At 68.4% G+C, this 19725-nt stretch carries 20 protein-coding genes; 16 read left to right on the forward strand and 4 right to left on the reverse strand.

Annotated elements, in window-relative coordinates; translation table 11 throughout:
• Positions 1-245: 245 nt before the first annotated feature.
• Complete coding sequence (locus DQ353_RS09290; protein ID WP_209906390.1) at positions 246-812, forward strand: MarR family winged helix-turn-helix transcriptional regulator; 567 nt, start codon at positions 246-248, stop codon at positions 810-812.
• On the opposite strand, the gene DQ353_RS09295 is transcribed toward DQ353_RS09290, so the two are convergent.
• Both DQ353_RS09295 and DQ353_RS09300 read right to left on the reverse strand, forming a co-directional pair.
• Entirely contained in the window at positions 809-2281 is a 1473-nt protein-coding gene (locus tag DQ353_RS09295; protein WP_113762481.1) for an SDR family oxidoreductase, read from the reverse strand. The two genes, DQ353_RS09290 and DQ353_RS09295, sit on opposite strands and share 4 nt — an antisense overlap.
• On the reverse strand, positions 2278-3090 hold the full coding sequence (locus DQ353_RS09300) for a TspO/MBR family protein (protein ID WP_113762482.1): 813 nt from the start codon (positions 3088-3090) through the stop codon (positions 2278-2280). Before DQ353_RS09300 ends, DQ353_RS09295 begins: the two co-directional genes overlap by 4 nt.
• A gap of 123 nt (positions 3091-3213) precedes the next feature.
• Here DQ353_RS09300 and DQ353_RS09305 point away from each other — a divergent pair, with 123 nt between their 5' ends.
• The 9 genes from DQ353_RS09305 to DQ353_RS09345 are packed head-to-tail and all read left to right on the forward strand — an operon-like array spanning position 3214 to position 12014.
• Positions 3214-3714, forward strand: coding sequence for a MarR family winged helix-turn-helix transcriptional regulator (locus DQ353_RS09305; RefSeq protein WP_113762483.1), 501 nt, complete (start codon positions 3214-3216; stop codon positions 3712-3714).
• Positions 3711-4829 carry a polyprenyl synthetase family protein gene (locus DQ353_RS09310; protein ID WP_113762484.1) on the forward strand — a complete coding sequence of 373 codons (1119 nt, stop codon included), beginning with the start codon at positions 3711-3713 and terminating at the stop codon, positions 4827-4829. Before DQ353_RS09305 ends, DQ353_RS09310 begins: the two co-directional genes overlap by 4 nt.
• A 3-nt stretch (positions 4830-4832) precedes the next feature.
• Entirely contained in the window at positions 4833-5765 is a 933-nt protein-coding gene (locus DQ353_RS09315) for a phytoene/squalene synthase family protein (protein WP_286166705.1), read from the forward strand.
• Positions 5762-7390 (forward strand): phytoene desaturase family protein, encoded by a 1629-nt coding sequence (crtI, locus tag DQ353_RS09320; RefSeq protein ID WP_113762485.1) that lies wholly within the window; start codon positions 5762-5764, stop codon positions 7388-7390. Before DQ353_RS09315 ends, crtI begins: the two co-directional genes overlap by 4 nt.
• Entirely contained in the window at positions 7387-7746 is a 360-nt protein-coding gene (locus DQ353_RS09325; protein WP_286166706.1) for a lycopene cyclase domain-containing protein, read from the forward strand. Before crtI ends, DQ353_RS09325 begins: the two co-directional genes overlap by 4 nt.
• Positions 7743-8099, forward strand: a complete 357-nt coding sequence (locus DQ353_RS09330; protein WP_113762487.1) for a lycopene cyclase domain-containing protein — start codon at positions 7743-7745, stop codon at positions 8097-8099. Before DQ353_RS09325 ends, DQ353_RS09330 begins: the two co-directional genes overlap by 4 nt.
• A 2-nt stretch (positions 8100-8101) precedes the next feature.
• Complete coding sequence (locus DQ353_RS09335) at positions 8102-8959, forward strand: prenyltransferase (protein ID WP_113762488.1); 858 nt, start codon at positions 8102-8104, stop codon at positions 8957-8959.
• A 37-nt stretch (positions 8960-8996) separates the two neighbouring features.
• Entirely contained in the window at positions 8997-10409 is a 1413-nt protein-coding gene (locus DQ353_RS09340; RefSeq protein WP_113762489.1) for a cryptochrome/photolyase family protein, read from the forward strand.
• Positions 10410-10469: 60 nt separating this feature from the next.
• A complete protein-coding gene (locus tag DQ353_RS09345) occupies positions 10470-12014 on the forward strand; it encodes an FAD-dependent monooxygenase (RefSeq protein ID WP_286166707.1) in 1545 nt (514 codons plus the stop codon).
• A gap of 4 nt (positions 12015-12018) precedes the next feature.
• Here DQ353_RS09345 and DQ353_RS09350 read toward each other — a convergent pair whose 3' ends face one another.
• A complete protein-coding gene (locus DQ353_RS09350) occupies positions 12019-13161 on the reverse strand; it encodes a hypothetical protein (RefSeq protein WP_113762491.1) in 1143 nt (380 codons plus the stop codon).
• A 125-nt stretch (positions 13162-13286) separates the two neighbouring features.
• Between DQ353_RS09350 and DQ353_RS09355 the strand changes: the two genes are divergently transcribed.
• From DQ353_RS09355 to DQ353_RS09365, 3 genes are read left to right on the forward strand one after another with little or no spacing between them, the layout of a single operon-like run.
• Entirely contained in the window at positions 13287-13649 is a 363-nt protein-coding gene (locus DQ353_RS09355; RefSeq protein ID WP_113762492.1) for a hypothetical protein, read from the forward strand.
• A 37-nt stretch (positions 13650-13686) separates the two neighbouring features.
• Positions 13687-14340, forward strand: a complete 654-nt coding sequence (locus DQ353_RS09360; protein WP_113762493.1) for a vWA domain-containing protein — start codon at positions 13687-13689, stop codon at positions 14338-14340.
• Positions 14341-14362: 22 nt separating this feature from the next.
• A complete protein-coding gene (locus DQ353_RS09365; protein ID WP_181578311.1) occupies positions 14363-14944 on the forward strand; it encodes a protein-tyrosine phosphatase family protein in 582 nt (193 codons plus the stop codon).
• A gap of 46 nt (positions 14945-14990) precedes the next feature.
• Here the strand turns inward: DQ353_RS09365 and DQ353_RS09370 are convergent, their stop codons facing one another.
• Positions 14991-17528: an excinuclease ABC subunit UvrA gene (locus tag DQ353_RS09370; RefSeq protein ID WP_113762571.1), complete on the reverse strand. Its 2538-nt coding sequence runs from the start codon at positions 17526-17528 to the stop codon at positions 14991-14993.
• A gap of 141 nt (positions 17529-17669) precedes the next feature.
• Between DQ353_RS09370 and DQ353_RS09375 the strand changes: the two genes are divergently transcribed.
• The 3 genes from DQ353_RS09375 (at position 17670) to DQ353_RS09385 (ending at position 19714) form a co-directional block, all read left to right on the forward strand.
• Positions 17670-18161, forward strand: coding sequence for a DUF6328 family protein (locus tag DQ353_RS09375; protein WP_113762495.1), 492 nt, complete (start codon positions 17670-17672; stop codon positions 18159-18161).
• 160 nt (positions 18162-18321) lie between these two features.
• Positions 18322-18876 (forward strand): Dps family protein, encoded by a 555-nt coding sequence (locus tag DQ353_RS09380; RefSeq protein WP_113762496.1) that lies wholly within the window; start codon positions 18322-18324, stop codon positions 18874-18876.
• A gap of 199 nt (positions 18877-19075) precedes the next feature.
• Entirely contained in the window at positions 19076-19714 is a 639-nt protein-coding gene (locus DQ353_RS09385; protein ID WP_286166708.1) for a GNAT family N-acetyltransferase, read from the forward strand.
• Positions 19715-19725: the final 11 nt, after the last annotated feature.

Genomic DNA, 19725 nt, shown 5'->3' on the forward strand with positions numbered 1-19725 from the left:
GCCTGGGCAGCGCGGCGTGCCTTTATGTCAGCTGCGGTCGGCGCAGCAGCGGCAGGCTCGGTCACTGGGGTAATTTCGGGGGAAGTCATCGTTTCCATTCTCCCATGTATGTCCAGGATCCGGGCGGTGAGATTGGGCACCACCCGACGCCCGGGTGCGCTTCCCGGTCCAAGCAGGGCACGACCGGGTCGTATCATGGGGACGTCAAACGTATCAGCAGGCCCAGGGGAAGGGAATGGAAAGCAGTGGACCGCGAGGAACTTCCCACCATCTTCAACCTTGCCTCGAGCGACCCTCGCAGCGAGTTGATCGACAGGTCGCAGCTCAGCGAGGAAACGCTTCAGCAGATCGATCGGATCATGGCCGAGATGGGTCGGCTGCGGGCGGTTGAGCGCAAGATCTCCCGTGCGTCGCAAAGCTACATGAAGCTGAACGAGACCGACATGCGGGCCATCAGGTTCCTGATCTCGGCCAAGCACACCGACTCCGCGGTGACCCCGGGCATGCTGGCCAAGCACCTGGGCATCAGCACCGCCTCGGTGACGAAGATGGTTGACCGGCTGGAGAAGGCGGGGCATGTGGTGCGCGCGGCACACCCCACCGACCGCCGGTCCCTGTGCATCACCGTGACCCCCGAGACGCACCTTGCCGCCCGCCAACAGGTCGGTCGGCACCACGCCGCGCGCTTCGGCGCGGCCGCGCGGCTGAGCCCCGCCGAACGCGAGGTGGTCATCCGGTTCCTCGCCGAAACGGCACTGGACCTCGAGGACAGCATCGGCTCGGTCGGCGAGACCAAGCCCCCCGAAGACTAGGCCTCGTCCTTGGCCTCGAGCCCCTCGGCGGCAGTGGTGATGCGACGGGCCATGGAGGAGAAGATCACCCCGTGGAAGGGCAGGATCGCCAGCCAGTAGAGCCGGCCCGCCAAGCCCTCGGGGAAGAACACCGCACGCTGCCGGTAGCGGCTTCCGGTTTCGGTCGGTTCCACCGAGAGCTCCAGCCAGGCCCGCCCGGGAACCCGCATTTCCGCACGCAGGCGCAGCAGGCGATCGGGCACCAGCTCCTCCACGCGCCACCAGTCCACCGCGTCGCCCAGCGCCAGGGAGGTGCGGTTGCGCCGCCCGCGGCGCAGGCCCACTCCCCCGGCGAGCTTGTCCAGCAACCCGCGCAGCGCCCAGGCTCCGGGCAGCGAGTAGTAGCCGGTTTCCCCGCCGAGTGACGCGATGACCCGGAACAGCGCGGCGGGACTCGCGCTGGTTTCCCGCTCCCGGACATCGGTGAAGACGGTGTGCCCGGCCCATTGCGGATCCGAGGGCAGCGGCTCGGCCGGAGCTTCCAGGGCGTGTGCGGTCGTCCATGTGGTTTCCACGGTGTCATCGCGCATCTTGGCCAGCGCCAGCTCGACGGAGCGCCGGTATCCGGTCAGCCCCTCGGCGGGGCGGTCGATGACCGCATCGATGTCGCGGTTTCGCATCACGCAGTCGTGCTGCAGGGACTCGACCAGCGGAATGGCCAGCGAGCGCGGGATCGGGGTGACCAGGTTGACCCACTGGGCCGCCAGCCACGGCGTCAGCACCGGCAGCGCCAAGATGACCGGGCGGCGGATGCCCGCGGCATCGGCGTAAAGGCGCATCATGTCCCCGTAGCTGTGTGCCTCCGGCCCGCCGATGTCGTAGGTGCCGGACACTTCCGGCGGCAGGCCCGCGCATGCGCCCAGGTAGTGCAGGGCGTCGCGCACGGCGATGGGTTGGACCCGGTTCAGCACCCAGCGCGGGGCAGGCATCACCGGAAGCACGTCGGTGAGGTGACGAACCATCTCGAAGCTGGCGGACCCGGAGCCGATGATCAGCCCGGCCTGCAGCGTGATGGTGGGAATGCCGCTGGATTCCAGGATCCGCCCGACCTCGACCCGTGAGGCGAGGTGGCGACTCAGCTCGCCCTCGGGATGCAGTCCCGAGAGATAGACCAGACGCCCGATTCCTGCGGATCGGGCCGCTTCCACGATGGTGTGGGCACAGCGTTCCTCGACGGGGGCAAAATTGCTGGTGCCGCCCATGGAGTGGACCAGGTAGTAGAGGACCTCGGCTCCCTCACACAGTTGGGCGGCGGCCTGCGGATCGGTGAGGTCCCCCTCCACGATCTGCACCCGCGTTCCCCAGGGAACGTCGCGCAGGGCGTTGCCGCGGCGGGTGAGCACCCGCACGCTGTGGCCCTGTTCCAGCAGCAGCGGAACCAGTCGCCCGCCGATGTAGCCGGTGGCCCCGGTGACGGCGATGATGCTCATGCCGCCACCGCTGTCGCTGCGTTCCCGCGGATCCTGCGCCTTGCGGCCGAAACGAGTGCGAAGAGCAGCAGGGCCCCGGCAGCGCAATAGGCGGCGGTCGCGACGGTGCCGGATTCCAGTCCACCGTCGCTGCGTCCCACTCCGATCCAGGCAATGCCCCACACCATGGCCAGGGCGGCCGCGATGCGGCCCCCGGAGAACGCGACCGTCAGGGCTCCGATGAGGGCGGCCACCACCACCAGGACGCAGGCCAGCGCCACGGTCCAGGTCGCCCCGGCACCCACGCCGAGGGAGGAGAGCCACGCGGCGATGTTCGCCACGGTGGCGACGCTGACCCAGCCCAGATACGGACCGAAGGTCAAACCCATGATCCAGCGCTCGGCACGCCCCTCGATCCGCGGCCGCATCAGCACGAAGATGCCGGCCAACACGGCCAACAGAAACAGCATCACCACGACACTGGCGCCGAGCCAGCCCAGTTGCACCACGCCGATCCACAGCGCGTTGAGGACGGCCGAGCCGGCAGCCAGGGGGCGGATCCGACGCTGTGTGGCACTGCGGGCCGCCTCGGGAGTCAGCTGCCAGATCGCGTAGACGACGAGCCCGAGGTAGACCACGCTCCAGATCGAGAAGGCTCCGGTGCCCGGGGCCAGCAGTGTCGAGTCGGATCCGAGCCGACCGCCGGCGGCCTCGGCAATGGGCGTGCCGCCCAGCGCGCCGCTTCCGATGAAGGCCCCGGCGATGGCGGCGAACACTGCCGCTGCGCAGATGATCCGGCTCGCGATGGACGCCGGTGGTGTCGATTGCATGGATTCGGTTTCCTTTGCCTCGGGGAAAAAATGCACTGAATCTATCTGCCCTACTCGACAAACCCTATCTTGTTAACCGATGATGTATCTAGCCAAGCTAGTAATCAATCATTCGAGGCATTCGTGATCCAGGTTTCCACCGGCGAGACATCCGGCCCGCACGCGGCCTCCGCACTGCTGCATTCGGTGCTCAGGCGCAACGCCGCGCTGGAGCATGCCCTATGCCGCCACCTCGGCATCAACGAGACCGATTTCCAGGCCCTGCAGCACCTGATGCTCGACCATCCCATGACTCCCCGGGATCTGGCGGCGAAGCTGAACATCTCCAGCGCCGCCACCACCGCCTTGATTGACCGGATGAATGGACGCGGGTTCGTGATGCGCTTGGCCCACCCCACCGACCGGCGCAGCCTGTTGCTCAGGCCCAGCCCCCTGGCCGTGACCCGGACCATGGCCGCGCTGCGGCCGCTCTTCGACGACGCCGAACTCGCCATCCAGGGGCTGAACCCCGAGGGGCAACGCGCAGTGGTGCGCTACCTGGAACACATCCTCTCCGTCATGCAAACCCGGATCGATTCCCTCACCCCTCCGCCCGCCACCAAGAAACGGAACGAACGATCATGAGCCTGCCCAGCCAAAGTCCCGCGCAGACTTGCAGACCACGACCAGCCCCGGCAACGGACGCGCTCCAGCAGCCTGTCCGGCTCCACCTGGCGGCCGTCATCCAGGAGCATCGGGAAGCCGCCAGCGAATATTCGAAGGCCGCCGAAACACTCTGGACCCGCATCGGGCAGGCCCTGGAAGGAGGCAAGCTCACCCGGCCGCGGCTGGTGCTGCTGGGCCACGAGGCCTTCGCATCCCCCGCCGCCGGCGAAACCGAGTCCGCGGAGCGTCTTCAACGCGTCATCCAACTCGGCTGCGCCTTTGAGTTGCTCCACGGTTCGCTGTTGATGCACGACGACGTGATAGATCGCGATTTCACCCGCCGCGGGCGCCCCACCCTTTCGGCGTTGTACCGCGACGATGCCCTGGCCCGGGGCAAGACCGCGCAGGACGCCGAACACGCGGGACACTCGGCCGCCATCATCGCCGGGGACCTGCTGCTGGCCGCCGCCATCAAGCTCGCCCGGTGCGCCGCCGATTCGCTGCCCGCTGCCGACGCCATCGAGAATTCCTTCCACCAGGCCATCCACCACGCCGCCGCCGGCGAGTTGGAGGACCTGCTCTTCTCCCTGGACCCCGTTCCGGCACAGGTACACGAGGTGCTGCGCATGGAGAAGCTGAAGACCGCCGCGTACTCGTTCCAGGTGCCGCTGCACACCGGGGCGCTGCTGGCCGGTGCCGATGCCGCCGGGGCCGCGGCCCTGGCCAACATCGGCAGCCAGCTGGGAGTCGCCTACCAGCTCATCGACGACATCCTGGGGACCTTCGGCGATCCCGAGCAGACGGGGAAGTCCATCGAGTCGGACCTGCGCGAAGGCAAAAGCACCATCCTCACGGCCATGGCCGCGGCCACTCCCGGATTCAGCGCCCATCTGCAGCTTTTCCGTGATCCGGATGCGGACGTCCCGGCCATGCGCTCGGCACTGGAAGCCGCCGGCGCGGAGCGCTTCGCCCGGCAACTGGCGCATGACCTGTGCGCCGGAGCAACTTCGGCCTCGCGCACGCTCAACCTGCCCGTGAACGTCAGTGCCGAGCTCGAGGAATTTGCCGACCTGATCCTGAACCGGGGTGCCTAGGACATGAACCATCACACCATGGCGGGAACCGGCGGGCCCACCGCCCTGCAACGCTATTCGGCCACGGCCAGCAGCAGCGCCCGGGTGGTCATCACCCGGTACTCCACGTCCTTCTCGCTGGCCTGCCGCCTGCTGGGCAGCCCGGCCCGCGAGCACATCTCCAACATCTACGCCCTGGTGCGCCTGGCCGACGAGGTCGTCGACGGGGTCGCCCGCGAGGCGGGTCTCGAAGCCCGGGAGGTCGCCGCGGCGCTCGAACAACTCGAGGCCGAAACCGAGGCGGCGCTGGCCAGCGGCTACAGCACCAACTTGATCGTGCACGCTTTCGCCTGCACCGCCCGGTCCCAGGGCATCGACACCGAGCTGACCCGCCCGTTCTTCGCCTCGATGCGCAGCGACCTGCAGGTCGCCAGCCACGACGCGGACACCCTGAAGGGCTACATCTACGGATCGGCGGAAGTCGTGGGTCTCATGTGCCTGCGGGTGTTCGGCTCCATGCCGGGCGCCCCGACCGGGCACCAGGCGGAAACCGAGGCCGCCGCCCGGCGCCTGGGTGCGGCCTTCCAGAAGGTCAATTTCCTGCGCGATCTTGCTGCCGACACCTCCGAACTGGGACGCAGCTACTTCCCGGGGCTGGATCCGCTGGCCTTCTCCGACGGGCACAAGAACGCCCTGGTGCGGGAGATCCGCGCGGACCTGGACGCCGCGGCCCTTGGAATCGAGCATCTGGCGCCTGGAGCCGCCCGCGCCGTGGCGATGGCCCACGGGCTGTTCAGCGAGCTGAACCACCGGCTCGAACGCACCCCCGCCACCGAGCTCATGACCCGGCGGATCTCGGTACCGCCCGGACGCAAGGCACTGATCGCGCTGCGCACTGCCCTGGGCCGGCGCCCCACCACCGCCACCGCCAACGCGGCGACCAAAGGACGACCATGAAAAACACACCAACCAACACCGGACGCGCGGTGGTGGTCATCGGCGGAGGATTCTCCGGCCTGGCCACCGCCGGCCTGCTGGCCGCCTCCGGCCACCGGGTGACCCTGCTGGAAAAGCAGGAAGGGCTCGGCGGCCGCGCCGGACGACTGCGGCGCGCAGGATTCAGCTTCGACACCGGACCCTCCTGGTACCTGATGCCGGAGGTCATCGAGCATTGGTTCGAACTCATGGGAACCTCCACCCAGAACGAGCTGGATCTGGTGGACCTGCCCATCGGCTACCGCACTTGGTTCCAGAGCGACTACACGCCGCTGGACATGCCATCCGGTGCCGGGGCCCGGGAAGCCTTCGAATCCCTGCAGCCAGGTGCGGGAGCCGCGCTGGAGAAATACCTGGAAAAGGCCGCCGAGAGCCACGACCTGGCCCTGGAACATTTCCTCTATGCCGATCTTTCCGACCCCGCTTCCGTACTCGACCCCCGGCTGCTGCCACTGCTGCCCAGGCTCGCGCCGCTGCTGGCCGGCTCCCTGGAGTCCTTCGTGGCCAAGCGATTCAGCGATCCGCGGCTGCGCCAGATCCTGGGCTATCCCGCGGTGTTCCTGGGTTCGAGCCCCAAACGCACCCCGGCGCTCTACCAGCTGATGAGCCACCTGGACCTGACCCAGGGCGTGAAGTACCCCATGGGCGGCTTCGCGCAGCTGGTCGATGCCATGGCCGCGCTCTGCAAGGATGCCGGGGTGCAGATCATCACCGGGGCCGAGGTCACCGGAATCGAGGTCTCCGGCACCGGTGCGAACGCCCGGGCCCGGGGCGTGCGCTGGATCCAGGAAGGCACGGAACGGCATCTGGAGGCGGAGACCGTGGTGGGAGCCGCGGACCTGCACCACCTGGAGACCGGACTGCTCCCGCCGGAGCATCGCTCATCCTCAGCGGCCAGTTGGAAACGGCGCGATCCGGGACCCAGCGCCGTACTGCTCTGCCTGGGCATCGCCGGCAAGCTCCCGAGGCTCAGCCACCACAATCTGTTGTTCACCGCCGATTGGGACGACAACTTCGGGCGCATCCACCGAGGGGAGGACCTCGCGGAGGAAACCAGCCTGTACGTCTGCATGCCCAGCGCGACCGATCCCTCCGTGGCACCGGCGGACCACGAGAACCTGTTCATCCTGGTTCCGTCCCCGGCCCTGCCCGCGTGGGGAACCGGCGGCCCCGATGGCACCGGCTCCGCGCAGGTGGAGGCCGTCGCCGATGCGGCCCTGGACCAGCTGGCCGCCTGGGTCGGGATCGAGGACCTGCGTGAGCGCGTCGTGGTGCGCCAGAGCTTTGGCCCCGGAGATTTCGCACAGAACGTCAATGCCTGGCAGGGCGGGGCGCTGGGGCTGGCCCACACGCTGGGCCAGTCGGCCTTCTTCCGTCCCTCGAACCACAGCTCGAAGGTCCGCGGGCTGCACTACGCCGGCAGCTCGGTGCGTCCGGGGATCGGCATCCCGATGTGCCTGATCAGTGCCGAAATCATTGCCAAGAAAGTCAACGGGATCACGGGGAAGGGGCCCATCGACCCCGGCCGCCCGGCATGGGCGGCCGCAGCCCCGCGCACCGCATCCGCCCGGGAGGCACGCCCGTGACCTACCTGCTGATCCTGTTGGCACTGATCGCCTGCATGGGCGCCCTGGATGCCAGGTACCGGCTGTTCGTCTTCGCCAGGCCACTGCCCGCCGCACTGGCCCTGGCCGGCGGCACCGCGGTGTTCCTGCTCTGGGACGTGATCGCCATCGATCTGGGGATCTTCCTGCACCGCGAGTCGGGGCTGATGACCGGGGTGATGCTCGCTGACCAGCTGCCGCTGGAGGAGGCCTTCTTCCTGTTCTTCCTCTGCTACAACACGATGGTGCTGTTCACCGGCGCCATGGCCCTCGGGACACGGCGCTCCGCGGCGACCCGTCCCTCCGCAACCGTTCCGGCCCCGGAGGAACGATCATGAGCTTCGCCCACCTGTCCCTCTGTTTCATACTTGGCTCCCTGGCGCTCTTCGCCGTGGCGCTGCGCGTGCGCGGAGTGAGGCTGCGCGACATCGCCCCCGCGGCCGGGCTCACCCTGGCGGTGCTGCTGGTGCTGACCGCGGTGTTCGACAACGTGATGATCGGCTCCGGCCTCTTTGACTACAACAGCCAAACCCTGCTGGGCATCCGCGTCGGCCTGGCCCCGCTGGAGGACTTCAGCTACCCGTTCTGCGCGGCGCTTGTCGTCCCGGCCCTGTGGTGGCTGGCCGGGGGCTCTCACTCCGGTGCCACGCCGAAGCCGACCTCCCCCCACGACTCCGGAAAGGAAGGCTGAGCGTGCTGCGCGAACTGCTGGCGACCTCCCGGCCCGTCTCCTGGGTCAACACGGCCTACCCCTTTGCCGCCGCCTACCTGCTGACCGCCGGGCGGATCGACTGGCTCGCGGTGGTGGGAACGCTCTTCTTCCTCATTCCCTACAACCTGGCCATGTACGGGATCAACGACGTCTTCGACCACGAGTCGGACCTGCTGAACCCGCGCAAGGGCGGCGCGGAAGGCGCGGTGGTGGACCGTAGCCGGCACACCGGAATCCTGGTGGCCTGCGCGGTGGCCTGCGTGCCGTTCCTGGCGGTGCTGGGAGTCGCAGGTTCCTGGCCGGCGAACCTGGTGCTGCTGCTTTCGATGGCTGCGGTCATCGCCTACAGCGCCCCGCATCTGCGCTTCAAGGAGCGTCCCTTCCTGGACTCGCTGACCTCCAGCACGCACTTCGTCTCCCCCGCGCTCTACGGCCTGGTGTTGGCCGGGGCGCACTTCGACTTCGCCCTCGTGGCGATCCTGCTGGCCTTCTTCCTCTGGGGCATGGCCTCGCACGCCTTTGGCGCGGTCCAGGACATCGTGCCCGACCGCGCCGCGTCCCTGGCCTCCATCGGCACGGTGCTGGGGGCCAGGTGGACCGTCCGCTTCGCCGCGGCCGCCTACCTCGGAGCCGGCGCGCTGCTGCTGACCACTGGCTGGCCCGGTCCGCTGGCTGCGTTGCTGGCGCTGCCCTACCTGGCCAACGTGCTGCCCTACACGCGGCTGCGGAACGAGGATTCCGCCGCGGCCAACGCCGGCTGGCGGCGCTTCCTGTGGCTGAACTACGCCACCGGGTTCTTCGTCACCATGCTGCTGATTTGGCATGTCCTGGGCCGCTAGGTCCGCACCCGACCCAAAGAGCCCGAAGGACCGGAACATGAACACACCCACTTCCCTGATGTGGTTTCGCGACGACTTGCGCGTCACCGACAACCCGGCCCTGTCCGCCGCCATGGCCGCGGGGCCGGGGGTTGCCCTGTTCATCCTCGACGAGCAGTCCCCCGGGATCCGGCCGCTGGGCGGCGCGGCCAAGTGGTGGCTGCACCACGCCCTGAATGAACTGCGTGATTCCCTGGCAGGGCTCGGCGTGCCGCTGCTGCTCTACCGCGGGGCCGCGACCAATATCCTCCCGGGGCTGCTGGCCACCGGTTCCTTCAGCGCGTTGCACTTCAACCGCCGCTACGGCGGGCCCGAACGCGCGGTGGACACCGCGGCCAAGGCGTTGGCGGCCGCGGCGGGAATCGAGGTCCACAGCCATGCCGGCACCCTGCTGCACGAGCCGTGGACCGTGTCGACGCAAGGCGGCACTAACTTCAAGGTGTTCACGCCCTTCTTCAACGCGCTGCAGGCCCTGCCGCTTCGCCGGGCGCTGCCGCGGCCCGCCGCACAACACGCCCCGGCGATCTCCCTGCCCGCGGAGGAGCTTGCCGCGTGGGACCTGTTGCCGACGCATCCGGACTGGTCGCAGGGGCTGGCGGCCACCTGGGTTCCCGGCGAAGCGGCGGCGCGCGACCGCCTGGACACGGTGCTTCGGGACATCGCCGGGGACTACGACCACACCCGCGACCGGCCCGACACCGACGGCACCTCCCGGTTCTCGCCCGCCCTGCGCTGGGGACATCTGGGACCGGTCGAGGTGTGGGAGGCCCTGGGGTCCGTCCTCGCCGAGCATCCCGACCGGGCAGCGGGGGCGCGGGCCATGCTGCGGCAACTGGCGTGGCGCGACTTCTGCTGGAACCTGCTCTACCACCACCCGGATCTGGCCACGCGAAACCTGCGCGCCGAGTTCGACGCGTTTGCGTGGGGCTGGCCGCCCGCCGGCGAACCTGCCGGAGAACAGGAGGCGGGGATGGCACGCCACCTCGAGGCCTGGCACACCGGACAGACCGGCTTCGGCCTGGTGGACGCCGGCATGAAACAGCTCTGGGAAACCGGTTGGATGCACAACCGGGTCCGCATGGTCACCGCGAGCTTCCTGGTCAAGAACCTGGGCATCCACTGGCGGGTGGGCGAGGAATGGTTCTGGGACACGCTCGTGGACGCGGACGCCGCCTCCAACCCGGCCAATTGGCAGTGGGTCGCCGGGTCCGGAGCCGACGCGTCCCCGTTCTTCCGGGTCTTCAACCCACTGCTGCAGGCGCGGAAGTTCGATCCCCGCGGCGCCTACGTCGCCCGATTCGCCCCGATCGCCCCGGGAGAGCCGGTCGTGGACCTCATGGCCTCCCGCGCCGACGCCCTGGCGGCTTACGCGTGCATGAAGGGGAATCCCCCTCCGAAAGGAGCCCGCTGATTGCCCGCCACATGCCTTCCCCCAGTGCTTTGCCCGGCGTGGGGGCGTAGCGTGGGTTCCATGGACACGACACTGCTTCACACTGACGTTCTGGTGGTCGGCGCCGGGCCCACTGGCCTGATGGCGGGGGCATGGCTGCAAAAATTCGGGATCGACGCCAAGATCGTGGACCTGAAATCCGGCCCGACCAAGGAATCCCGGGCGCTGGCGCTGCAGGCGCGCAGCATGGAGATCTACCGCCAGCTCGGGCTGGCCGACCAGGTAAAGACCCGCGCCATCCCCACCGGGGAACTGCGCCCCGGCATCGGGTCCCGCAGCTTCAAGAGCATCAAGCTCAACCGGCTCGGCTACGCCCAGACGCACTACGCGGGCCTGACCATGCTGGAACAAAGCGCCAACGAGGAACTGCTTGCCGAGCACCTCAAGAACGGCGGCCACGAGGTCATGTGGGGGCACGGCTACGAATCCTTCGAGGACACCGGGGACCGGATGCTGATCAAGTGCACCGGGCCGGAAGGCCCGGTGCATATTTCCGCCCGCTACGTGATCGCCGCGGACGGCGCATCTTCCCCCCTGCGCGAATCCTTCGACATCGCCTTCGAGGGAACGACCGACGACGAGGTCTTCTACGTGCTCGACGCGCAGGGGGTCTCGGGCATGGGCTCGGGCATCAACCTGCGTTTTTCCGACGAGAACTTCATGCTGGGATTCCCCATGGGCAACGACCCGAACGGCGGTGAGCGCCGCCGGCTGCTGGGCATCCTGCACGAGCCCAAGGATTCCGGCCGGAAAAAACCCGACGTGGACGAGGAGCGGGCGCGGGCCAGCCTGCGCCAGGAGTTCGGGGTCCGGTACCGGGATGCCGCGTGGTTTGCGACCTACCGGGTGCACCACCGGGTCGCCGAGCACTTCAGCCAGGACCGGGTCTTCCTGGTCGGGGACGCCGCGCACATCCACTCCCCCGTTGGGGCCCAGGGCATGAACACCGGACTGCAGGACGCACACAATCTGGTGTGCAAGCTGGCCGATGTGTTCTCCGGCCGCATGCCCGAGTCCTACCTCCAGCGCTACGAGGCCGAGCGCCGTCCCGTGGCCTTGCGCCTGGTTTCCACCACCGACAAGCTCTTCAGCGCCGCAACCTCCAGCTCGTTGCTGGCCCGCACGGTGCGCACCCGTGCGCTGCCGCTCTTCTGGCCGGCGGCGGTGCGCCTGGTGGGCAGGATCTCCGCCGGGCGCCGCTTCTTCGGTTACCTCTCGCAGATCCGCATCCACTACTGGATGGATGACCGGTCAAAGGACCGCGCCACCCTGGCCACCGGCTTTGCCCGCACCCGGCGCCGCGGCAAGGTGCTGGGCCGCCGGCTGCCCTGGGTGTCCAACCGATCCGGAGCCGCACCGGACAACTTCGAGGTGCTCAACGACGCCTGCTGGCAGGTGCACATCTACGGGCCCGCAGGCAGGGACCGCGGGGAGGAACTGGCCAGCGAATACGGGGTGCCGCTGCACGAGTTCGCGGCCGCCCCCAAGCGCCTGTTGCCCAACGGCTCGGTGGTGCTGGTGCGCCCGGACATGTTCGTCGCGCACTTCGAGCAGGTCCCGGCCTGATGCCTCAGCCGCTGACCGCCACCACGTCGGCCAGTGCCTTCTCCTTGAGGGCGAGCGCCGCGGCGGTGGTCCGGATGAAGACCACCAGCCAGCCAAAGACGATGCCCACCACCGCCAGCTCGAACGCCGTGAGGTTGTAGTACGCCAACGGCTGCCAGAGCAAAGCCGCGCCCACCAGCCCCAGGAAGCAGGCGAAGGACAGCAGGTGGAAGATCCAGGGGAACCCCGGCAGCCAGAAGGCGGCTCCCAGGAGCAGCACCACGATGAATCCCGCCGCGATCCTCACGATGACCGAGTGCACCGGGGCCGCCACGTTGACCGGAACCAGCCCGATGCCGATGACGCAGGCACCCAGGCCCAGCAGGCAGGTGCGCACCACCGCGGGCCGCGGCCGGAAGAACCTGGGACGGGGCTTGCCCTGGGCACGGGCGAACTCGTCGTGGATGAGGGCCAGCAGCCTGACGTTGCGCACGATGAACGCGGTCAGGGTGCTGAGCACCAGTCCGGAGATCACCAGGGTGAGGTTGAAGGTCCAGAACGAGGTGAGTCCCGAGGACCGGGTTCCCAGCGAGGAAAACATCGACCTCCACCAATAGGGGTTACTGGCCGCCAGCATGCTGATGAAAACGCCCGTCACCAGGAAAACGGCCAGCAGCCCGGAGAGGTTCAGGGCGTTGAGCCTGGCCGCGGAGACCAGCGCCGCATACCCCGCGATCCCGGCAAAGATGCCCACCATGAGGCTTCCGGCGAACCTGTCCACGGTCAGCCCCAGGAAGGCGTCCTGGAACACCCGGAAGATGATGATCGCTGCCATGGCGCAGATGGCGGCATGGATGAGCACGAGCGCAACGGCGTTGACGATCCGGCGGTAGCGGGGAAACTCGAGCAGCCACACCTGGGTCTGCAGCAGGAAGCGCTGGTATCCAATGATGGCGCCGGCGGTGGCGGCCAGTGAAGCAAGAATCGCGGCGAAGACGCCCACCGAGCGGAAGCCAGCCAGATCGGGACGGTAGCCGACGAATCCGATGAGGCCCGCCACGATGCCCGCCACGGTGCAGCCCAGTCCCAGCCATAGCGCCCAGCTCTCCACACGAAACTGGATTTCGGCGGATGGGGCTTGGGTTCTCGGTCCTGATTCGCTGTCCACCCTTTTGATTCTTCCATTCTTTGGGCGGCCTTCCATGGGACCTTCGGCCCACCGGAGGCATGTCTGCGCAAAATAAACCATCTCTCACTATTGACACATGCTCAGAAACTGCACATGATATATTTATGAACAAGAAGAAGCGCACCCAGATCGATGAAGCCCGACAGCTGCTGGAGGATGTTCCCTCCGAGCCGCTGGCAGCGGTCGAACGACTGGGCGAGGTCCGCGAACTGATCGATGCCGCACTGAACGAGGAGATGGCCAAGGCCGCCCTCGAGGGCGCATCGATCCGTTCGGTGGCCGTCCGCGCCGGGCTATCGCCCAACGCGGTCCCCCCGCGGCTGGCCCGCACCTCGCAGCTGTCCAGCTACACGGACGCCGGCGGCAAGGTGTCAAGCTCCTCCATCGAGCGGGCCCGCTACGACTCGGAAACCGGGCGCCCCGCGCCCACCGAACCGATGACCTTCAAACCCCGGCGCACCAACTAGCCATAACCCTCACGCCACCCAACGAAAGGCACGTGCCATGTCCAACCAAGACACCGCCATGCTGGTCTTCCTGCTCGACCGCTCCGGCTCCATGCACGACATCAAGCACGACATCGAGGGCGGCCTGAACGCCTACGTCGAGAAGCAGAAGGCCGAGGCGGGCAGCGCCACCGCGTCCCTGCACCAATTCGACAACGAGTACGAGGACGTCTATGTGGACCTTCCGCTGGAGGACGTGCCCACCTTCACCCTGGAACCCCGCGGCTCCACGGCCCTGTTCGACTCGATCGCCACGACCATCACCAACACCCGCAAGCGCATTGCCGCCATGCCCGCCAACCGGCGCCCGGGCATCGTGCACCTGAACATCGCCAGCGACGGACACGAGAACGCTTCCACCCGATACAGCCGCCGGGCCATCCGGGACATGGTCCAAACCCAGCAGGAGGTCGACCACTGGATCATTTCCTACATGGGCTGCGACCAGGACGCCGTCGAAATCGGCACCAGCCTGGGCATCGACCCCGAGCGCTCCCTGACCTACACCCGGGAAACCGCCGCCGAAGCCATGGACGCCTACAGCCAGATGACCAGCAAGGCCCGCGGCGCCACCCGGCTCGGCGCGGACTGGGACCAGATCCGCACCGAGACCGTCTTCACCGCACGCCAGCGCAAGGCCACGGGCAAGTAACATGCGCGCCAACTTGGGGTGGGTGACCGCAGACCTTGCCGTCGGCGGGGACCTGGACGTCGACGACGACGTCATGGTGCAGCAAATGGTCGAGATCCTTGACGCGGGGATCACCCACGTGGTGGATCTGCGCAGTGAGGCCAACGACGCCGAGATCTGGAAACACGTGCATGTCAATTACCGTTGGCTGGGGACCGACGACGCCGACGGGCACGTGGTGCCGCCGGAAATCTTCGACAAGGGCGTGCGCTTCGCCCGGCTCGCGGCGCGCGAGAGCGGAAAAGTGCTGGCGCATTGCCACATGGGCATCAACCGCGGACCGTCCATGGGCTTCGCGATCCTGCTGGATCGCGGATACCCGCCCATCGAGGCCTTCAACATGATCCGCGCCGCGCGACCGCAGGCCTTCGTCGCCTACGCGCAGGATGCGCTCGCCGCCCACATTGCGCGACAGCGGGCCAAGGGCCTTGCCGTGGCTGGCGAACAACAGCAGGCCCGCGCCCTGCAGAAGCACATGGACCAGGCGCTCACCCCCAGCGCCGTCGGGCGCATCCGCCATGTGATGCGCGAACACCGCCGCCGGGACCTGGGCTTTACGGCCTAGGTTTGCCGTGCCACGGCCGGCGAACGCCGCAGGTGGCGCTCGCCGGTCACGGTGTGCTTACGTGCCCCGACCCCAGCCGCGCGGCCAGGTAGGGAGCGGTCCTGGACTCCGGGTGTACAGCCAGCTCCCGCGGGGTCCCGGTGGCAACGATCTTCCCGCCCTTGTCTCCCCCGTCGGGGCCCAGGTCGATGACCCAGTCGGCGGCGGCCACCACGTCCATGTGGTGTTCGACCACGACCACGGTGTTCTTCTCCTCGACCAATCGGTGCAGCTGGCCCAGCAACAATTGCACGTCCGCCGGGTGCAGGCCGGTGGTGGGCTCGTCAAGCAGGTAGAGCGTGTGCCCGCGCCGGGCGCGCTGCAGCTCGGTGGCCAGCTTGATGCGCTGCGCCTCGCCGCCGGAGAGCTCCGGCGCCGGCTGCCCCAGGGCAAGGTAGCCCAATCCCACGTCGCGCAACGTCTGAAGCGAGCGCGCGGCGGCCGGGATCCCGGCCAGGAACTCCGCGGCGTCATCGACGCTCAGGGCCAGGACCTCGGCGATGTTCTTGCCCACGTAGGTGACCTCGAGGGTCTCGGGGTTGTAGCGCGAGCCGTGGCATTCCGGGCACGGCCCGTAGCTTCCGGGCAGGAAGAGCAGCTCCACCTCCAGGTAGCCCTCGCCGAGGCAGGTCTCGCAGCGCCCGCCGGCCACGTTGAAGGAGAAGCGCCCGGCCCCGTAGCCGCGCCGCTTGGCCAGCGGCGTGTCCGCGAAAGCCTTGCGCACCGCGTCGAACAGGCCGGTGTAGGTGGCAAGGTTCGAGCGCGGGGTGCGGCCGATGGGCTTTTGGTCCATGGCCACGATCCGCTCGATCCGCTGCGCCCCGCGCACCTCGCGCACCGTGGCCAAGTCCGCATCTGCTTCCGCCCCCGGGACCTCGGGCCCGGAGGTTTCGGCGGATCCGTTGCGCCGGCTGCCGCCCAACGTGCCCGCCAGCCCGTGCGCCAACGCCCGGCTGACCAGGGAGGACTTGCCCGATCCGGACACCCCGGTGACGGCGCTGAGCACGCCCAGCGGGAAGCGCGCATCCAGGTCCGCCAGGTTGTGCAGGGAAATCCCGTCCAGCTCCAGCCAGTGCTCGGCAACCCGCGGCGCCCGCGCCACCGCGGCATCCGTGCGGGGCTCCAGGAACCGCCGGGTCACCGATTCGGTGACTGCCAAGAGCCCTGCCACCGGACCGCTGTAGAGCACCTTGCCTCCCCCGGCACCGGCGCCGGGGCCCACGTCGACCACCCAATCCGCCCGGGCAACCACCTCCATGTTGTGTTCCACCACGAAGACCGAGTTCCCGGACGCCTTCAGCGCCTCGAGCACCTCAAGCAGCGGCCGCGCATCGGCCGGATGCAGGCCGGCCGAGGGCTCGTCGAGCACATAGATGACCCCGAAGAGGCCCGAGCGCAGCTGTGTGGCAATGCGCAGGCGCTGCATCTCCCCTGGCGAGAGCGTCGGGGTTCCGCGGTCAAGGCTCAGGTAGCCCAGGCCCAGATTGGCCAGCACCTCGATGCGTCCCAGCAGGTCGGCGGCGATCGAGGCGGCGACCCCGCCGGCAAGGTCTCCCGAGGCCTCCTTGCGGGGGTCGGCCAGCGGCCGCAGCACCACGGCCAGGTCGTCAAGCGCGGTGGCGTTGAAGCCGGCAATGTCCAGGGACGCCACCGTGACAGCCAGCGCCTCGGGGCGGAAGCCGGTGCCATGGCATTGCGGGCAGGGCCCGGAGCGCATGAAGCGCAGCGCCTTGGCACGCATCGAATCGGACTTCGAATCGGCCACGGTGTGCAGCACGTAGCGCCGCGCGCTCCAGAAGCGGCCCTGGTAGGGTTTGGCGACCCTGTCGCGCTCGGGCGTCACCTGAACCACGGGCTGTTCGTCGGTGAACAGCAGCCAGTCGCGCACCTTCTTCGGCAGCTGGCGGAAGGGCACATCCACGTCGTGGCCCAGGTGCGAGGTGATGTCGCGCAGGTTCTTGCCCTGCCAGGCACCGGGCCACGCGGCAATCGCACCCTCGCGGATGCTCAAGGACTGGTCGGGGACCAGCGAATCCTCGGTGACGGTGTGGGCTACGCCCAGCCCGTGGCAGTGCGGGCAGGCTCCCACCGCGGTGTTCGGCGAAAAGGAATCCGAATCCAGGCGCGGCGCGCCGGCCGGATAGTCCCCGGCACGGGAGAAGAGCATCCGCACCGAGTTCGACAGCGTGGTCAGCGTGCCGACGGTGGAGCGGGAGCTGGCGGTGCCGCGGCGCTGCTGCAGGGCCACGGCCGGGGGCAGGCCGGAGATGAACTCGACCTTCGGCGTGTGGCCCTGGGCGATGAGCCGGCGCGCATAGGGCGCCACGGATTCCAGGAACCGTCGCTGCGCCTCGGCGAAGATCGTGCCGAAGGCCAGCGAGGACTTCCCGGACCCGGAGACCCCGGTGAAGGCGACGATGGCATCGCGCGGGATGCGCACCTCGACGTCGCGCAGGTTGTTCTCGTTGGCGCCGCGCACGTGGACGAATCCGTCATGCGTGCCCGGTGCCGGGGTGTATTCGGTGTCCTGGCCAATGCTGTTCACCTTCCCCACCCTAGGGCCAGCTTGCGCCGGAGCTCCACCCGCACCGCTGTTTCGGCGCATTCCACCGGCCGTGTTGCCATGGCCGGGACCGGCGCGTCGCATAAAGTTTTTCACAAACCGTCCCCGGCAAGAGGAATCGTCATGGCCAAGCACAGCACACCGTCTTCGAAGACCGAGGACAGCGACGAGGAACTGCACCGCAAGTGGAATGAGCTGCTCCAGGAGATGCGGGTCATGCAGACCGGCGCGCAGATCCTGGCCGCCTTCCTGGTGGTACTTCCCTTCCAGTCCCGCTTCGACACCCTGGAGGTGCCCGATGAGAGGTTCTACCTGGTGCTGCTGGTCGCCTCGGCCCTGGTGATCCTCCTGCTGGTCACTCCCGTGGCCGTGCACCGGCACTTCTTCGGCCAGCAGCTCAAGGCCACCACCGTCCACCTGGGCCACATCATTTCGAGGCTCGTCGTCGTGGGGGTGGGCGTACTGGTGGCAGGGTGCGTCTGGTTTGTCGTCCAGGTCCTGCACGGCTGGCAGACGGGCCTGATCGTGGGAGGGATCCTGATGGCGACCGCCCTCTTCCTGCTGCTCGTCCTGCCGCGGATCGTCACCCCGCGATCGACGCTTCCGGTGGAATGAACGGCGGGCCGGGCCTGGGACGGGATTCAACCCATCGTTGTTTGCTGTTCGCGAAAACCCCGGGCGTTTCGTTCCCGGTGCGTGATACGTTGCTGTCACCGCTACATCACATGGGTATCCACGGAAGACTGCCCGGCAGTCGATGATCGAGGAGGCAGTTATGGCAGCAAAAACCAACGCAGGATTCACCGTCCCGGGCCTGAGCCTGGCCAATGGCCACAAGGTCGCCAACGCGCTGCAGATGCGGATCCACGCATTCAACGACCTGCAGCTGACCCTGAAGCACGCACACTGGAACGTGGTGGGGCGCGACTTCATCGGCGTCCACGAAATGCTCGACCCGCAGATCGACCTGGTCCGCGCCATGATCGACGCACTTGCCGAACGCATGGCCACCATGGGCGTTGCACCCAACGGACTGCCCGGTGCCCTGGTTGCGGCGCGCAGCTGGGACGACTACGACATCGGACGGGCCAGCACCACCGAGCACCTTGCCGCCCTGGATCTGGTCTACACCGGGGTCATCACCTCCATGCGCAAGACCATCGAGGAAATCGGCAAGCTGGACCCGATCACCGAGGACATCCTCATTGGCCAGACCGGTCAGCTGGAGCAGTTCCAGTGGTTCATGCGCTCGCACCTGGAAAACAGCGCGGGCGAACTCTCCAACGCTTCGGCCCGCACCGAGAAGGGTGCCGCCAAGAAGGCCAAGTAGCACCGGCCCCACGACACGGAAGGGGGATCCTGGAGCCATGCTCTTGGGTCCCCCTTCCGTCGTCTCGCACCGACACGAATCCGGCAGCGGGGCCCTCCCTCCGCGTGCACCCTTGACCGTCGAATGCGACGCTGGCAGTCTCGTAGCCAGGGAGCCGGCCGAACCCCGCCCGGCAGATGCCGCCAAGGTCGGGAGTGCAATGGATATGGAAACGAACCGGGAATCCCCCAAGACCGAGGACCTGCGCATCGTGCCGGCCAACCAGGCGAGCAGCACGGACCTCGATCTGGTCTTCGGCTCCAGGGGAACCGCGTGGGATTGCCAATGCCAGTGGTTCCAGAATCCCGGCAAGGCTTTCGATGCGCTCTCCGTTCAGGAGCGCGCGCACGACTTGCGCACCCAGACCCTCTGCGGGATGCCTGATGCACCAAGCACCAGCGGGTTGGTCGCATACCTGGGAGACGAGCCCGTGGGCTGGTGCGCCGTCGAGCCGCGCACCGCCTACCCGCGGCTGCGCACCTCGCGCGTCACCTATGGCGGCCGCGACGAGGACACGGACGATGCCGGTGTGTGGGCGGCGGTCTGTTTTGTCACCCGCACCGGGTTCCGGCGCCGCGGGGTCAGCCGCGCCCTGGCCGCGGCGGCCGTGGATTTTGCCCGGTCCCGCGGGGCCCGGGCACTTGAGGGCTACCCGCTGCTGCTGCCCGAGGGCAAGTCCCCGATGTGGGGCGAACTGTATGTGGGCAGCCGAGCCATCTTCGCCGACGCCGGTTTCCGCGAGGTCGGCCACCCGACCCCGCGTCGCTTCGTCATGCGCATCGATTTCGAGAAGCCGTAGCGGGCCGGGGC

Source organism: Arthrobacter sp. AQ5-05 (assembly GCF_003287975.1).
Classification (GTDB): domain Bacteria; phylum Actinomycetota; class Actinomycetes; order Actinomycetales; family Micrococcaceae; genus Paeniglutamicibacter.

Bases quoted from the DNA above. Each gene is read 5' to 3' on its own strand.
- DQ353_RS09360 (WP_113762493.1), top strand. From the start codon at position 13,687: ATGTCCAACCAAGACACCGCCATGCTGGTCTTCCTGCTCGACCGCTCC.
- DQ353_RS09295 (WP_113762481.1), bottom strand. From the start codon at position 2,281: ATGAGCATCATCGCCGTCACCGGGGCCACCGGCTACATCGGCGGGCGA.
- crtI (WP_113762485.1), top strand. From the start codon at position 5,762: ATGAAAAACACACCAACCAACACCGGACGCGCGGTGGTGGTCATCGGC.
- DQ353_RS09385 (WP_286166708.1), top strand. From the start codon at position 19,076: ATGGATATGGAAACGAACCGGGAATCCCCCAAGACCGAGGACCTGCGC.
- DQ353_RS09300 (WP_113762482.1), bottom strand. From the start codon at position 3,090: ATGCAATCGACACCACCGGCGTCCATCGCGAGCCGGATCATCTGCGCA.
- DQ353_RS09375 (WP_113762495.1), top strand. From the start codon at position 17,670: ATGGCCAAGCACAGCACACCGTCTTCGAAGACCGAGGACAGCGACGAG.
- DQ353_RS09380 (WP_113762496.1), top strand. From the start codon at position 18,322: ATGGCAGCAAAAACCAACGCAGGATTCACCGTCCCGGGCCTGAGCCTG.
- DQ353_RS09355 (WP_113762492.1), top strand. From the start codon at position 13,287: ATGAACAAGAAGAAGCGCACCCAGATCGATGAAGCCCGACAGCTGCTG.
- DQ353_RS09310 (WP_113762484.1), top strand. From the start codon at position 3,711: ATGAGCCTGCCCAGCCAAAGTCCCGCGCAGACTTGCAGACCACGACCA.
- DQ353_RS09345 (WP_286166707.1), top strand. From the start codon at position 10,470: ATGGACACGACACTGCTTCACACTGACGTTCTGGTGGTCGGCGCCGGG.
- DQ353_RS09315 (WP_286166705.1), top strand. From the start codon at position 4,833: ATGAACCATCACACCATGGCGGGAACCGGCGGGCCCACCGCCCTGCAA.
- DQ353_RS09340 (WP_113762489.1), top strand. From the start codon at position 8,997: ATGAACACACCCACTTCCCTGATGTGGTTTCGCGACGACTTGCGCGTC.
- DQ353_RS09330 (WP_113762487.1), top strand. From the start codon at position 7,743: ATGAGCTTCGCCCACCTGTCCCTCTGTTTCATACTTGGCTCCCTGGCG.